11 protein-coding genes and 1 pseudogene are annotated in these 15,198 nt (G+C 61.7%); 3 read left to right on the top strand and 9 right to left on the bottom strand.

Annotated elements, in window-relative coordinates; genetic code table 11:
- Window positions 1-81: 81 nt before the first annotated feature.
- The 5 genes from OBACDRAFT_RS05240 to OBACDRAFT_RS05220 form a co-directional block, all read right to left on the bottom strand.
- The gene (locus OBACDRAFT_RS05240) at window positions 82-1,881 is read right to left on the bottom strand and encodes a hypothetical protein (RefSeq protein WP_043583355.1); all 1,800 of its coding nucleotides are present in this window, start codon (window positions 1,879-1,881) and stop codon (window positions 82-84) included.
- A gap of 116 nt (window positions 1,882-1,997) precedes the next feature.
- Window positions 1,998-4,028, bottom strand: a complete 2,031-nt coding sequence (locus OBACDRAFT_RS05235) for a cellulase family glycosylhydrolase (RefSeq protein ID WP_112787762.1) — start codon at window positions 4,026-4,028, stop codon at window positions 1,998-2,000.
- A gap of 46 nt (window positions 4,029-4,074) precedes the next feature.
- Window positions 4,075-4,797, bottom strand: coding sequence for a type II secretion system protein (locus OBACDRAFT_RS27450; RefSeq protein ID WP_052361196.1), 723 nt, complete (start codon window positions 4,795-4,797; stop codon window positions 4,075-4,077).
- Window positions 4,798-4,834: 37 nt separating this feature from the next.
- The gene (locus OBACDRAFT_RS05225) at window positions 4,835-5,620 is read right to left on the bottom strand and encodes a discoidin domain-containing protein (protein WP_043583353.1); all 786 of its coding nucleotides are present in this window, start codon (window positions 5,618-5,620) and stop codon (window positions 4,835-4,837) included.
- 81 nt (window positions 5,621-5,701) lie between these two features.
- On the bottom strand, window positions 5,702-6,727 hold the full coding sequence (locus OBACDRAFT_RS05220) for a LacI family DNA-binding transcriptional regulator (protein WP_043583350.1): 1,026 nt from the start codon (window positions 6,725-6,727) through the stop codon (window positions 5,702-5,704).
- A 194-nt stretch (window positions 6,728-6,921) separates the two neighbouring features.
- Here OBACDRAFT_RS05220 and OBACDRAFT_RS05215 point away from each other — a divergent pair, with 194 nt between their 5' ends.
- Window positions 6,922-8,433: a hypothetical protein gene (locus tag OBACDRAFT_RS05215; RefSeq protein WP_043583349.1), complete on the top strand. Its 1,512-nt coding sequence runs from the start codon at window positions 6,922-6,924 to the stop codon at window positions 8,431-8,433.
- Between the two features lie 17 nt (window positions 8,434-8,450).
- Here the strand turns inward: OBACDRAFT_RS05215 and OBACDRAFT_RS30565 are convergent, their stop codons facing one another.
- The 3 genes and pseudogenes from OBACDRAFT_RS30565 to OBACDRAFT_RS05200 all read right to left on the bottom strand — a co-directional run bounded on the left by OBACDRAFT_RS30565 (window position 8,451) and on the right by OBACDRAFT_RS05200 (window position 9,939).
- Entirely contained in the window at window positions 8,451-8,573 is a 123-nt protein-coding gene (locus OBACDRAFT_RS30565) for a hypothetical protein (protein ID WP_269799055.1), read from the bottom strand.
- Between the two features lie 202 nt (window positions 8,574-8,775).
- A pseudogene (locus tag OBACDRAFT_RS26240) lies at window positions 8,776-9,539 on the bottom strand (IS5 family transposase).
- Window positions 9,540-9,717: 178 nt separating this feature from the next.
- Window positions 9,718-9,939 (bottom strand): DUF433 domain-containing protein, encoded by a 222-nt coding sequence (locus OBACDRAFT_RS05200; RefSeq protein ID WP_043583347.1) that lies wholly within the window; start codon window positions 9,937-9,939, stop codon window positions 9,718-9,720.
- A gap of 149 nt (window positions 9,940-10,088) precedes the next feature.
- Here OBACDRAFT_RS05200 and OBACDRAFT_RS05195 point away from each other — a divergent pair, with 149 nt between their 5' ends.
- Entirely contained in the window at window positions 10,089-10,847 is a 759-nt protein-coding gene (locus OBACDRAFT_RS05195; protein WP_043583345.1) for a suppressor of fused domain protein, read from the top strand.
- 269 nt (window positions 10,848-11,116) lie between these two features.
- Here OBACDRAFT_RS05195 and OBACDRAFT_RS30560 read toward each other — a convergent pair whose 3' ends face one another.
- On the bottom strand, window positions 11,117-14,083 hold the full coding sequence (locus OBACDRAFT_RS30560; RefSeq protein WP_043583343.1) for an FAD-dependent oxidoreductase: 2,967 nt from the start codon (window positions 14,081-14,083) through the stop codon (window positions 11,117-11,119).
- Window positions 14,084-14,182: 99 nt separating this feature from the next.
- Here OBACDRAFT_RS30560 and OBACDRAFT_RS05185 point away from each other — a divergent pair, with 99 nt between their 5' ends.
- Window positions 14,183-15,130 (top strand): helix-turn-helix domain-containing protein, encoded by a 948-nt coding sequence (locus OBACDRAFT_RS05185; protein ID WP_081721826.1) that lies wholly within the window; start codon window positions 14,183-14,185, stop codon window positions 15,128-15,130.
- The last annotated feature ends 68 nt before the right edge of the window (window positions 15,131-15,198 follow it).

Here is a 15,198-nt window from a genome sequence, read left to right as displayed (position 1 = left end):
AGTCCATTTGAGTCAAGCGGACTGCCGGGGGGGGGGGGGGGAGGGACGAGGACGGATGGAGGATCTTGCTCGCGTGCCGGTTCAGTGAAGTGCCGGGAAGGGCGCAGGTTTGAGGCTGGCGGCGAGTTCAAGGGGGATGCCACTTGCCGTGCTATGGAGGTGGACGGTGCGTTTGTCTTCGGAGAGCGTGGCGTGGAGAGAGGGAATTGCAGGCGCGTGCGTGGCCGCGGTGCCGGTGTGCAGCAACTCAAGATGGAATCCGATGGCGGCGGCATTGAGCGCAGACGGGGTGAGTTTGAAACGATCACCGTGGTTGATGAGCGCGCGGGCGGAAACAGTGACATCACCGCCGGGAACGGGAGCGGAGGTGGCAGTTTCCCACTTTATAGGGAGATCGCCAAACAGGGCGAAGGCGGGGCGCACGCGAACGCTGCCGTCGCCAGCGGCGAGGGTGAAGGTGGAATTATCGGAACTGCTTTCGGTTACGGTTGCGCCGGGTGCGGTGACTTCGATGGAGAGGGCGAGTTGTCCGACTTCGAAGGTGCCGTTGGCGGGACGGTCGAGGTGGTCGTGGTAATCACCTTTGTTGGTGGTGAGCGTGGCGAGGCAGAGGAGTTGGTTGTCGTGCTGGCGCGTTTGCAACATGCCGGAGGCAAAGTCGCGTCCGTCGTGGGTGAAGCGGACGCGCACCACGGCGACGGCGCCGTCCACTGGCTGCGTGAGCCAGTAGCCGAGGACGGGGCGTTGCTGCACCCAGAATGTCCCGGTATTCATTGATCCGATACAGGCGGATGGCGCATGCCAGACGGTCGAGATGCGGCACTCTTCTTCGCGGGGCGAACGTATGAAGTGTTGGCGGCGCAGCACGGGTTCGCAGGCGGCTTGGGCGATGGTGTCGCGGACATCGGGCGGGGCGGGATGGCGCGGGATGAGGAGTTCGGCGACGGGGTCACCCGCGGCGAAGTCGCGTTTTTGCGCGACGGGGTGGTTGGCCGGATGGAAGACGGCGAGACCGGTTTCGGCTTCGAGAATGCGGGCGAAGGCGGTGGGTAGCAGGTCTTGGTAGGCGCGGCTTTGCGGGCCGCAGAGTTGTCCGGTGCCGGGATGGAAGGTGCGGGCGAATTGCCGCCAGGTGAAGGCGTGGAGTTCGCTGATGTGCGCGCGTGCGTCGGCGTCGCGGATGAGGAGCAGGCCGCGTTCGAGTTCGGTGAGAACGAGATGCCCGTAGTTGGGGCTGTTGTACTCGTTAAAACCTTCGTGATGGAGCGAGTAGGCGATGATGCGTTCGAACCGGGTGCGCCCGTAGTGAATGAGAAAGGGGTCGTCCAACAACTCGCCTGCCGCCACGCAAACGACCGCGCCTTTGATGGCGATGTTGGTGTAACCGGGGCCGACGTTGCGGCGGAAGATTGAGCGCGCGGCGTGGGCGAGCGCAGCCTCCATTTGAGGCACCAACGAGGGCGCATGCGCAGCGAGCGGCGCGTGATAGCACGCGAGGATGTGGGCGAGGCGCACGCCGCAAAAGTCGGCCCAATTCCAGTCGGGCGGACGCATTTCGGAGAGCGGCTCTTCCTGCAACCACGGCCAGATGCCATAGGTGGGTGCGCAGGGATCGGTTTCCTGCAAGGGTAGTGTCGCTGCAACTACAGCAGCGGCGCGGGCGACGGAGGTGGCGGAGCCTTCAGCGAGGAGGAGCAGGGCGTAACTGAGTGTTTTGCGAGTTTCGTGGACGAGGGTGCCGTTGGGCACGCGCGAGTGGTAGCCGGGCCCGGCCCACACGGAGCGGAGCATGCAGATGGCGGGCGTGTAGTTGGTTTCCTCGGCATCAAGATGGGCGCGGAGCTTTTCGAGCGCGGCGGGGGAGAGTGCAGGTGTGGTCATGGAGCGTTAAACAGGATCGCTAGTCCCGCCCATAGTTCACCAGGGCTTGTGTTTTTCAACAGTGCCGTTGCCCGTTTCGTCGATTTAAGGGAGGGGCCGGGGGGGGGGGGGGGCGTTTACTTGGACGCAGCTTTGATTTCGAGCCAGGCGGCGCGGGCGGTCACATGTAATGGGATTCGCAATACGTTTTCTTTTTGCGTCCATCCCGTGCTGCGCGGGCGGTCTTCATGCAAGTCGTGCAGTTGCACGTTCGCTACCGAGAGTCCGGCTGGCAGCGTCAGGCGGAGTTCGCTGTCGAAATCGGCATCTTTTTTCATGAGCTGATTCATCCGCCAAAATGGAACGATGAGCGCGCCGTCGCTCGTTCGCCGCCAGATGTAGTTTTTGATGAGATCGGGTCCGTTGCTGAATTGCGGAGGAGTTGCGTCCGCAGGCTGGTTGAAGTCGGCGGTGTTGGCGAAAAATTCGTTGACCCGGCGCATCGCAAGCCATGCGGGACGCGGACGGCTCGTATTGGGAGCCACAATACCAAAATTACTTTCGTAGTGGCTGTCCGGCATCTCGTCCTGTTTGAGGTCGTACCAGAATACGGCTTCGAGTGGCACGCCATCGAGTTTTACGCCGAGAAGGACAAGCATGAGGCGGCTTATGTAGTCGGCCTGACGGGACTCGGTCGGGACGTTGGTGTAACCTTGGGCAGATACGGAATAGCCGATTTCGGTGATGTAAAAGGGGAGGCGTTTGCCGCCGGGTGTGTGCTTGGCGGCGAGGTCGAGCCAGTTACGGATTTCCTTGGCAAAACCGTCGGGGTCGGTGGGCGATTCGAGGACTTCGCCTCCTTCGGGCGCGGAGTGTCCGCGATAGGGGTGCGCGCTGATGGCGTCGGCAAATTCGAGTAGTCCTAGTTTGAATACTTCCTCGGCGTAACGGGTGGCAATTTCACGCGGGCCGGGCAGGAGTTCCTTCAGGTCGTCGTGTTGCCAGGCACCGCCCCAGCCAGCAAAGGAACCTGCGATGATGGGGACTTGTGGGGCCGTTGCTTTGACTCTGGCGGTGAAGGCGCGGGCTGTATCCACAAAGTCCTGCGGAGTGCTTTTCCAAAATCCTTTTAGATTGGGTTCGTTGTGGAGTTCCACGGCGCGCACGGCAGGGAAGCGGCGGGCGAGTTGGGCGATCCAATCGGCGGTGTCCTCAAAGCCTTCGATTTGTCCGCCGCCAAACATGGGGCAGAGGAGCACTTTGAGGCCGCGGTCTTGATAGCGTTGCAGGTAGTTTTCAACGCGTGCGCGGTTGGCGGTTCCGGTTGCGTGCGAGGCTCCTTTGCCGGTGGTGCGAAACATGCTCAGGTAGAGGGCTTCGCGAATCCAGTTGAAGTTTCCTTCAACGAGCCAGGGCAGGGTGTGGGAGGGACGCCAGTGGTTGTTGAAGCGCGGGTTGTTGCCCGGATAAAAGGCGTTGGTGTGCAGGAAGTGACCGCATACGCCGAAAATGGAGTCGCCCGATACTCGGGCGTCGGGGGCGAGTGGGCGGGGGAGCCAGACAACAGGGGAAAATGTTTCGGGTTGTGTGGCGATGCGGGCTTGTTGGGCTCGGGCGGCAACTTCAGGCGTGACGGGTTCGGTTTCAAAAGAGACTTCCGAGAGGACGACTTGGTGGCGTCCGGCAATAAAGGTGGTGCGCAGGCGGTCGGCCACGATTCCGCTGTCGGGGAACGTGATTCGCACTTCTTGAAGCGCTCCGGTTTCGAATGGGATGTCGCGGGAGAAATCCGGTTCGGTCAAAAAATCACCCGGGCCTGCGAGTGCGTGTATCCGTACTGCGGATGCGTGGGAATTGTCGCTTTGGGGGCTGGGGTGGACGATGACGGCTCGCATCGTCTTGACGCGGACGGGAGTCGCGAATGTCCAGTCGATGAGCATTTCGCGTCCTCCCCATTTTCCCCAGACAGCGGAGGGGCCGCTGGTGCCTGTTCTTCTGTCAGTGAGGAGGCTGCGTTGCGGGTCGGTTTTGGTAATGTGTTCGAGACCGGATTGGGGTGGGTAATCGTAGGCGACGTGGAGGTGTTGGGTGTCCTCAGCAGCGATTGTCAGGGAGATTGCCGCAAGAAATGAAAAAATGAATACAAGATATTGGCGTTGGTTGGGCATGGTGAGGATGGGAGAAAAAGGCGGGCGGGGGGGGGGGGGCAATGGGTCACCATTGCGCACCGGTAGTCCAAGCCAACCAGCCCCAAGTGTAGCCGGGTGGGTTCACGGGATTAACGTAGGTTTCGACCGTTTGTCGTGAAAAAATGGTTACATGGCCGTCGCAGAGCAGGATGTTGCTGGTGTCGCCGGGATGCCAGTAGGGGCGGGCGCGGTTGTTGGGTTCGCCGTTTCGCACGGTTTCATCAAAGGCAAGGATGGTGCGTGAGGGTTGGTCGAGTTGGGAGTAAATGCCGGGGATGGCGAGTTTCCCTCCACTGGCTTCGCGGGGAAGCACGCCGCGTTCTCCAGAGTTGGCGGTGCAATAGCTGTTGCCGGAATCGAGGTGAAACACGCCTTTGGAGCCGAAGCCTTTGTCGGCAGGGCATTGGAAGATTTTGGTGTCCGGAGACAGATAGGGATAAAGCGGACGGCTTTCTTTTGAGGGGCCGCCCCATGCACCGGGTTTGCCTCCCCATTTATACATTGTGAGGGCGCTTGTGTTATCAGGCGCGTAGAAGGGCGGGAATACTCCTTTGTTGTCGTTGAGGTAGAGGTGAAACGCTGTGCCTATTTGCCGCAGGTTGCTGGTGCAGGTGGACTGGCGGGCCTTGGCTCGCACGATTCCAGTGACGGGGATGATGATGGCTGCAAGGATGCCGATGATGGCAATGACGGTGAGGAGTTCGATGAGCGTGAAGGCCCGGTGGCATGAAGCGGGGCAGGGATGCATGGTGGCGCGAGGGGGGGGGGGGGGGGGGGGAGGGAAATCAAGAACGTGAGCGGTGGCGCAGAAACGCCAGACCGAGGAATGTCGCTCCGATGAGGAGTGCGCAGGCGGCGGGTTCGGGGACCGATGGCGCGGGGACATTGTCGCCCCAAATGGCGACTTCGCCGATGGCTAGTTGATTGTAGAGGCGCGAGGTGAGCGCGGGGTTCCAGTTGGTGAGGAAAATCTTTACGTAACGGGCCTCGGCAAGCGTAGTGGCGGTGATGCTGAGTTCCGTGTTGCGGCCTGGGTTCGTGCTTTCGGCTCCATCAATCATGTTCTTGGAGCCGTCCCATATGCCAAGCGCGGTGAAGGTGTTGTTGTCAGTGCTGACGAAAACCTGGTAGTCGCCGACACCTTGGTTGCCATTGTGCCCGACCGAGACGGCAACTTTGCTGATGAGGTAGTTTTGATTGAGGTCAAAGAGGATGGTCGCGCCCACGCTGTTCTGCCAGCTTGAGTTGGAAGCATTGTTGCCGCCGCCACGTTCAGAATAGCCGTCGAGGAGTTCACGTTTTATTCCGGCATAGTAGTTGTCGGTGCTGATGATGCTGGCATCGGTGTCGCCGACGCCTTTGTTGGCGGAGTTGGCTGCGTCGGTCAGGTAGGAGTAGGTCACGCCTGTGACGATGCGGTTTGCGGCGGTGACGGGACCCGGATAGGCGGCGACGCTAGCACTGCGGTCGGTATTGTCCGAGAGCAGGAACTCTGCGGCGTGCGCGGCGGTGGCGGCGGTCATGGCGATGGTGGCGATCGCGAAGTTGCGGAGGAGGTTTTTGGTTTTCATCGGATGTGTGTAGTTGGATTTTGGTGACAGATGGGAAAGGGATGCTCCTCCGGAAAAAAAAAGGGGGGGGGGGACGGAGGCTCAGGTTTTGCGCGGGAGGGCGCAGGAGCGGCGGACAATGAGGTCGCCGTGGATAACTTTTTGCGGGAGGAGCTTGAGTTTATTTTTGAGTTTCAGGTCCACCCACTGCGCGGCTTCCGCGCCCATGTCGCGAAGGGACTGGCGGGTGGTGGTGAGGGGGGGATTGTAAAACTTGCTCGTGGGGTTGTCGTCGTAACCAACCACGGAAATGTCCTCGGGCACACGCAGGCCGAGTTCGGCGCAGGCACTGATCGCGCCGTAGGCCATCGAGTCGTTGTTGGCAAAGATGGCCGTGATTTCGGGGTGTTTTTCGAGGAGCTGGCGCGTCTGGTCGTAACCGGCTTGCTCGGTGACAGGGGTGGGTGTGTGCGAGATAATCCAGCCGGGCTTCGGGACAATGCCGGCGGAGTCCATCGCCTGCTTGTAGGCGGCGAGGCGTTCCTGATGGTCGATCACACCTTCGAGATGGCCGCAGAGAAAGCCGATGTTGCGGTGCCCGAGACGGAGCAGGTATTCGGTTTGCTCAAGCGCGCCGCGGTGACAGTCGCAATCGATGTAGCCGATGCCGGCGAGCGGGGTGCGGTTGGCGACGAGAACGGTCGGGATGCGCGCGGCGAGCAGGGCGCGGCCTTCGTCGGGATCAAGCGGCGAGAGGATGATGGCGCCGTTACAGCGTTTCTTTCGTAACAATTCGGTGAGAGTTTGCGCCTCGTCGCCGCGTTCGAAGTCGCGTCCGCCTGGGGTGTGGTAAAGGAGCGTGGTCTCGACACCGTGCTCCAAGGCGTAGGTTGAAACGCCAGTGAAGACTTGCGCGAAGAAGTTTTCAAAGGAGGGCGCATCGGCCTGCACGACCATCGCAATGCGCGTGCCGCGACGGATGTTTTCGCGAGGACGGTAGCCTTTGCCCTCGATGACTGCCAGCGTCTTGCGTCGCAGTTCCTCACTCACACCACTCTCGTTGTTGATGACGCGGGAGACGGTGGCGACGGAAACGCCGGAGGCTTTGGCTATGGATGAGATGTTCATCGCGGCAGTGAAGAGAGGCAGGCGGGCGCGGGCTATTTCAGAATGAGCGGGTGTGGGGAAAAATGATGATTCGCTATAAAAGTTACGAAACTTTCATCGACATATTTTGAAAACATGCAATAAAAATCTCCTAAATTTATTGCTCATTTTTCCAACACTTTGTCTTTCAACGAAAATCAACGGAGAAAATCATCATGAATCCCGCCTCACATCATGTTTCCCTGAAACTCGCCGCCGCGCCGTCGCACCAGATGCGGAGCGGCGTCGGTGCCTCGTGGCACTCGATCCTTAATGCGCCCGTCGGCCACGGCGGGAGCGCGTTTGGCGGGCAGCCGCCGGTGCTGGCGGTTCACGAACCGCTCTGGAAATCCATCGAGGCGCACGCCACTCGGCTGCGGTTGCGCTTCATCCGGCTGGAGTTCGAGTGGCGGCAGTTTGAGCCGCGTCGAGGTGAGTTTACCTGGGACTCGCCGGAGATGCGGATTCTCGACCGCATCTGCGCGTGGGCGGAGCAGGCGGGCGCGGATGTGATGTTGCAGCAACAGTGGGGAGGGGCGGCGTGGAATTGTTTTCCGGAGTTTCGCGGTGATCCGGCGATGGAGACTTACTCGGCTCCGGCGGACTTGAACGCGTTTGCCGACGGGTGGATGAGCTTGCTGGACGAGTTGTATGTGAAGCGCGGATACCGGTGCATCAAGTGGATCAACCCGATCAACGAGCCGGGTTATTGGTGGTGGCACTTGCCGGAGTCATACCGGTTGTTGCGCGTGGAGGGCGACCGCGAGGGGTCGCGACGTTTGCAGCTTAACTATCTGGCGGAGGCGTGCGCGATTTTGCGGCGGCGGTTGCGGGCCGGGCATCCGGGTGTGCGGTTGATGGGACCGGATGAGACGGACATGCCGGCTTACGAGCGGCTGGCGGCGGAGCCGTGGTTCGCGGCGGTGGATGACGTGGATTTTCACAGTTACAATTCGGTGTTCGATCACGAGTTGCTGCCGAAGGCTTGGAGCTATCACATCGGCGACCGGATCGATTCGCTGGTGCGGCGTTACAGCGCGGAGTCGCACGCGGCGGGCAAGGGTTTTTATCTCACGGAGGTCGGCAGCATGGTTTACGGTTACGGGGCGGATAATCCGGCTCCGGGCTGCCATCTATCGTCATTGAAGGACGTGGAGGTTTTGGTGCGTTCGCTGGCGGCGGGCGTGGATGGTTTCAGCCACTGGAGTTTCACGAACCGGGGCGACATCGACGGGCAGTGGCAGTTGATCGACACATGGAACATTGAACACAAAAACTGGCTGCTGGAGGCGCGCCCGCATCGTCCGGCGTATGATATATTGGGTCGCGCGACACGGCATGTGCCGAAGTGTGCACAGATTTTCCCAGTCGAGGTGACGGACGGCGGATGCATCGGTGAGGTGCGCGAGCAGTCGCGTCAGGGCCGGGCGTCATTGAATGAACACTACCAGCGGGTATGGGCGGTGGGTGTTCAGAATCCGGATACAAACGAAATGAGAATCCTGGCGGTGAACAATTCGGAGGAACCGTTTGAGTTCACGCTGGAGTTGCCGGAGTGCGGAGGTGGGGAGTGGTCGGTGCTCGATCCGTGGACAGACGCGCCTGTGGCGTTGGAGCGGAGTTTGCGCGGCTCCCATTGCCTGAATGGGGTATTGCCTCCGCAACAATTGACGGTTCTGACCACGTGAGCGGAGAGTGGGCCGCCTTACGAAAACCTTATGCCTTCGAGGTGATCGGGATGGATTTTCACGAGGTCGGCATTTTCCAAGAGCAGTTCGATTTTGGGCCATGTTTCCATCAGAAATCGCTCCAAGTTTCGTCGTCCCATGTTGCCCAGGCCATAGAGCGTTTTCAGTTGAATTGTGTCCGTTGTCTTGCGGTAGGGAGGCCTCTCCGAGGCCTCCGTTGTGCGTGGTGAGAGGATGCGAAACTCATAGGTGGTTGGAGCGTGATTTCGGAGGCCTCGGAGAGGCCTCCCTACCAGGTATCAAATGGCTACAGTTTAAATGAAAATGCTCTAGAGCGTGTAGTCACGAGATTGAAGCCCAGAGGATGGCACACCTGAATTGGACGGCAGCGAGGAAAGAGGAGGCTCGTTTTGCGTATCGGGTTGCGATGCCGCGCCATTGCTTGAGTCGTAGGAATGCATTTTCTACCAGATGCCTGATCCGATAAAGATAAGGGTCATATTCGCGTTGTTCTATGCGATTGGTCTTTGGAGGAATCTGCGGGCAGATGCCTGCGGCCTGCGCCATTTCGATGATGGCGTTGGTGTCATATCCCTTGTCGGCGATCAGATGGTCTGCGGCAATGCCTTCAATCAACCTGCCAGCCTGTGTGCAATCAGCCGTGGAACCCGCTGTAACAATGACTCGCACCGGCATACCATGCGCATCCACGGCCAAATGTAGTTTGGTGTTTCGCCCCCTTTTGTCAGACCGATCGCCTCGTTTCCACCTCTGGCTCCCGCCGCATGCGGATGGATTTTGACATGACTGGCATCAATCATCAGCCACTCGAAATCGGGCTCGTTCATCAGTTCCGACAACAGGCGCTCCCAATGCCCCTTGTCTCTCCAGCGACAAAAACGCCTGTGCGTGTTGCTCCACCCTCCGTAATCCTCTGGAAGATCCCTCCAAGGCGCACCAGTGCGTAAAATCCACAGAACCGCGTTGAGGAACTTGCGGTTGTCCTCCGCCACCCCTCCCCACGCTCCTTTCCTTCCAGGTAGCAGCGGCTCCAGAACGCTCCAAACTCGGTCCGAAATGTCGTGACGGTGTTGATCTTTCGCCATGCTGACATTCTCCATCACAAAAAAACTCAGTCAATCTTATCTCGTGACTACACGCTCTAGTCCAAAGTTCGTCATCGGTGGGGCGAATACCCAGAGCGGATGCATGGGTGCGCTGACAGGGCAGACTGCGTTTGAGTCCGTGGGGTAGGTTCTCGTCGATGAGGAGCCGGAGCATGGCTCAGGCGACGAGTTCGACCGTCGTGTGGAGTTCGCTCAGACGATGTGCATAGGCGAGGCAGGCCAGCACGTCTTCTCGGGTAAGCCGGGGATGGGCTTCCAGCACATCTTCAATCGTGTCACCGGCGCTCAAATACGACAAGACCGTGTCAACCGATATTCTGGTTCCTTGGACGACAGGTTTTCCGTTGCAGACATCACGATTGATTTCGATGCGGTTCATCTTGGTACGGGACGAAACAGAATGCGAATTGGGTCAAAGGGCAAGGCTGCCGTGGGCGGAAAACAGTCGCGGTGCCGTTCAGCGCGGTCGCGCCTGGCCCGCGCCGGGACTTGTCAACATGGCAGGGGCTGGCAGGCTTGCGATTCATCATGAACGACGCCAGCCACTCCGAATCATCCGCAGTCTCCTCCATTTCCGCCGCTCCTGGCACGGGTGCCGCGGTGTATGTCCCCGAGCACACGGAGCAAATCGTGTCTCATATCGAGAAACATGCCGGCGTGCCGGCGCGGGTGCTGCACGCGGTCGATTCAGCGGATCAGGCGGCGGTGGACATCCATGTGGTGGAGCCGAGCGAGGCACGTCCGTTTCGCACATTCGTCACGGCGGGCATGAGCGACTTTGCCATGGTGCCGCCCAAGATGTATTCGGATTGGAAATACGCGGAGCTTTTCCTGTGTCTGCCGACGTCGTGGCGGATTGACTACGACAACTGGCAGAAGGACGAGAACGCATGGCCGTTGCGCATTCTGGCCAACATTGCCCGTCTGCCGCACCGCCATGCGACGTGGATTTGGTACGGGCAGACGCTGCCCAACGGCAATCCGCCCACACCGCTCGCGCCGTCGGTTGGTTTCACATCGCTGGTGTTGCTGACGCCGGTGCGGCTGCCGGAGGATTTTCTGGAGTTGCCGATCGACGGGAAGACCGACGCCGACAAAAAGACTCTCCACTTTTTCTCGCTGGTTCCGATTTACGCTGATGAAGAGAAGCTGAAAACGCAGCAGGGCATCGAGGCGCTGGAGAAGGCGTTGCAGGCGGGCGGATGCACGGAATTGCTCAAGGCCGACCGGGCGAGCGTGGTCGTGAAGACGCCGAAAAAAAGTTTCTGGGGCAGGCTGTTTGGGTGACTCTAAAATTTAAACTGTAGCCATTTGATACCTGGTAGGGAGGCCTTTGTGCCCTCTGCCGAGGGCAGCCCTTTGGGCCATCGCCTTCGGCGATGCCATCTCCACGCTGCTGCGCTCCGTCCGAGGCCTCCGCCGTGCGTAGTGTGAAGGAGGATACGAAGCTCATAGGTGGATGGAGCGTGGTTGCGGAGGCCTCGGAGAGGCCTCCCTACCGTTAAGACGACGGCTACCTCTCAACTGTAAATGCTCTAATTTTTCAGAACCGCCCTTCATTGGATGCGGACGAAGGCGCGGCGGACAAGGGCGCGCGGGTCGTGACGGAAGGGCGCGGCGGCAGCGTGGATGGGCTGGCCAATCGCGCGGCGGGCGCGGGCCACGACAAGGTGGAGTTGCCAGGTGTGGTCTTGCAATGTGTCGGCTCCGCGGTCGTTGCCGAGTTTTTGCTGGGGTTCGCCGTGAACGGCGGGCCAGTTGGACCGCCACATGGGCTGAATGCCGTCGGTGATCTCGTGCGTGACAAGGGCGTCGAGCGCCTGGCGGAGTTCGGGCGAGTCGCCGAGTCGGAGGGCGAGGCGTTCGAGCGTGCAGGCGATGATGGTGCGCAGGCAGAGCGGCACGCTCGGTCGGTCGGCGGCGTCGCGGAGGGCGGGCAGGCAACGCGAGGTGCCGACGCGGCGTAGCGAGGTGATGGCGAGCGCCCAGAAGGGAAGGTCGATTATTTGTCCAAACGCGCCGGGCACGCGGTGCTCGTCGGGTGTGGGACCGGTTTCGCGGTCGGTGAGGGCGCGGATGAGACGGGCTTCGACGGCAGCGGCGACTTGCGGGGGGAGGGGGGGGGGGGGGATGTCGGACGCGGCGAGGATGGCGGCGGCGTAGAAGGAAACGCGTGTATTGGAGGATTCAATACGGCGGACAATTTCGTCACGGTGTTGCGCGATGTTTTTTGCGAGTTGCCAGAGGTGCTTGCCGGGCAGTCCGGTGTCGAGGGCGGCAAGGAGGACGGAGGCGTCGGTGTCGGAGGGGGGGGGGGGGGGAGTGTTGGTTTTGGCTCCTGTGGCTTCGAGCGCGGTTTGCAGGGCGCGGATGTCGATGGCGCGGGCGTCGGCGGGCGTCGGGCGTTTTTGATTATTGCCAACGGCGAGGGCGGCGGCGAGTCCGGCGGCTTCGGCGAGGCGTTGCAGATCGCGTTGCATGCGCATGCCGTAGGCGGCTTCGATCGTGACGCCGGTGGCGCGACTGGGCACCCAGACGTTGGCGAGATCGCGGGGCAGGAGCATGCCGTAGGGGAGTTCGCAGCGTTGCTGGGTGCGGAAGAGACGGCAGACCCAATAATAGAATACGCAGTCGTCGTTCTCGAATTCGAAGTTGACGGAGTGGGTGTCGCCGACGGTGTCCGTCTCGCCGATTGAGTCGTCGAAACGAGCGTGGTGAATCATGTCGGACTGGGTGAGCTGGCGGTCGGCGACGATGTGGCGCGATTGGCGCAGGCCAAGGAGTGGCGCGAAAGCCACGGGGTTGACCTTGCCAGCGAGGACGGGGGCAAGGTGTTGCGAGATGCCGAGAAGGCGGGCGCGGGTGATGTCCTCGGGGTCAACGGGGTCGCACCATCCGGCGTCGAAATTGCATGAAACAACCTGGGCGCGGCCCTCAGCACTGAGGTTGGCGCTGAAAATGGACTGGCTGTAAGCGAGGGTGCGTCCGTCGCCGGGGCGGCCTTCGATGAACCGGGCTCCGGCGCGGATGGCGAGATCGGCGTCACCCGTGCCGTCGATGAAGGCGGCGGCAGGGATGCGCTCGGGGCGTCCGTTAATGACGGCGAGAGCGGCGGTGACGGCTTTGCGAGGGCTGGTCGGGGCGGCAGCGGGAGAGGAGGCGGCGTCCGTGGTTTCGACGGACCAGAGGAGGGCGTCGCCGATGAAGGTAACGCCAGACTCGGCAAACATTTCGAGGAGCACGTATCTTTTCGCCTCGTAGTTCCAGCCACGTATTTTTTCCACGGGTACACCGGTGAGGAGCGAGGTCATTTCCGCGGTGCGGCGGTTGATCTCCTCCTGGAGTCCGCCGGGGTGGCCGTGGAAGTAGCCGCAGATGCCGCCGCCGGTGCCGATGCCGCCGGGATAGGTGGTGTGGTCGAGGGCGAGCGTGCGGGCTCCGCCGCGCGCGGCGGCGATGGCGGCGTGTGCGCCGGCAGTGCCGGTGCCGGCGACAACGACATCGTAACCGGTGTGCGTGGCGGCGGCAGGGGGGGGGGGGAGAGGGGGCGGCGCTTCGCGCCGAACGTCCAACGTCCAACGTCCAACGTCCAACGTCGAGGTGGCGCAGGTGGCGGCGAGGGGGGGGGGGAGGGAGGTTGTATCGGGAATTGTGATACTGTTGCCAATGGCAGCGCGGTCGGCGGGCGTGGCGATGGCGTCGTGGCGGAAGGCGGGGCTGAGAAGGGTGAGGTTGGCGGGGGCGTTGCCTAAGCTTTGAGCTGACGCCGTTGTCGCGTCGTAAACAGGGTAGTCGATCAACGAGGTGTGACTGAGGGTGAAGTGGACGTCGGCTGGGACGCTGGCGCGGAGGTCGCGGATGAGGGCAACGTAATCCGTGTGCGCGGGGGTGTCGCCGGAGACAGCCCAGCGGAGGCGGCGTTCGGTGGCGAGGTAGGTGGCGCTCCAGGTGATTTCCGGGTGGCGCTGGCGGAAGGTGGCGGCGGCTTCGTCGAGCCGGGCGGCGTCGGCGGATTGGAGGAAGAGGTTGCGGTAGCGGCGGGCGGGCGCGCGCATGGCGGATTGCAGAGCCGGGGCGGCGAGGCGGGCGAGCGCACCGTTTTCGGTGGCGTCGATCCAGTGGGCGGCGCGGACGGTGCGCGGTCCGCTTTTGGTGGCAAGGGTGAGGGCGGCGATACGTCCGTCGGCGGCAAGGGCGACGGAGAGCGGGGCGGAATAGAGGAGGGGGCGGAGTTGGGGAAGTTCGTTGTGGACGAGGGCGTGGGCGGCGGTGATCTCAAGTCCGGCGGCGCCGGGGAGCCTGGAGTCGCTGGCGGCGGAGCCGGCGTCCTCGAAGGCGCGGGTGGTCTCCCAGAGCAGGTCGCCGGAGGTTTCGACGAGGAGCACGCTGCGTCCGGCGGCGGCGAGTTTGCGGGCGGCGGTATGGCCGATGAAACCGGCGCCGGTTACGACGACGTCGAAGGTGCACTCAAAAACGGAGGTGAAAGCAGGGGCGGCAGATGCGGTGGATGCGGTGTTTGGCATGGTGCGATGAGTGTAGCTGAGGGACGGGAGTGTGGCTAGTGGGGGAAACGGTCAAAAAAATGTAGTTTTCGGCTGTTTTTAGTGTTTAATGACAAGGCAATGAGAGCGAAATGGCAGACAGCGGACGGAATTGGAGGGAGGGTCTCACGACCCGCCAAACGCGACAACACCTCGTTTTCCGACGCCAGAAGTGCGAGCCTCGCGCCCGCTCGTCTCGTCGGCGGGTCGGAAGACCCTTCCTCCAGTGAAATCGTCGAGGCGTTGGAGGCGTTTCAAAAGGCGACGGGGCTGTCGGTTTGCGTCAAGCTGCTGCCGGTGTCACATGCTCAGGGGACGGTGCTGGGTGAGGTGGTTGCACAGCCGAGGTTTTGTCTGCATTTGTCGCGGTTTTGCCTGCACGTGAAAGAGGTCTTGAAGCATAACCTGCGGTGCCGGGATTGCGACTTGCGGGAGGTGCCGGAGCGGTGCGATCGCGAGCGTAAGATTTTTGTGAATACATGCCACGCGGGCGCTGACGAGGTCATTGTGCCGTTGTTCACGGACGAGGGACTGGCGGGGGTGGCGTTCGTGGGGCAATTTCGCACGCGGGCGGATCAGCCGGAGGGGCTGCCGTTTTTGCATGCGCCGGCGCGGCGGCGCGCGGTGGGGCTGGCGCGGATGCTGGGGGCGTTTTTGGGTGAACATTTGCGGAGGCCGCGTTTCAGCAGCGAGACGTCACGCGGGTTTCGACGCGGGGCGATTCAGGCGTTTTTGGAAAAAAATGCGCGGACGAATCCATCGCTTGGCGACTTGGCGAAGCATTTGGGGTTGTCGCCTACGCGGACAACGCACGCGGTGCGGGAGGCGACGGGGATGTCGTTCGTGGAGTTGCGCGACGCGTTGCGGTTGGAGCGGGCGCGGGGGTTGTTGCAGGGGACGTATTACAAGGTGTCGCACATCGCGGCGGAGTGCGGGTTCAGTTCGCCGCAGTATTTTCACCGTTTTTTCCAGCAAAAGGCGGGCATGACACCGCTCGCCTGGCGCAGACGGCACCGAACGGAGGTGTGAGTGGGAGGGAAAAATACGGACTCAGGTGTCGCTTTGGCTTTGCGGCCATGAGGCGATGTCACCGCGTC

Origin of the sequence: Geminisphaera colitermitum TAV2 (genome assembly GCF_000171235.2) — a bacterium.
Lineage (GTDB): Bacteria > Verrucomicrobiota > Verrucomicrobiia > Opitutales > Opitutaceae > Geminisphaera > Geminisphaera colitermitum.
Note: the sequence above shows the minus strand (reverse complement) of the source record. Positions and strands in the feature narration are given on the sequence as shown.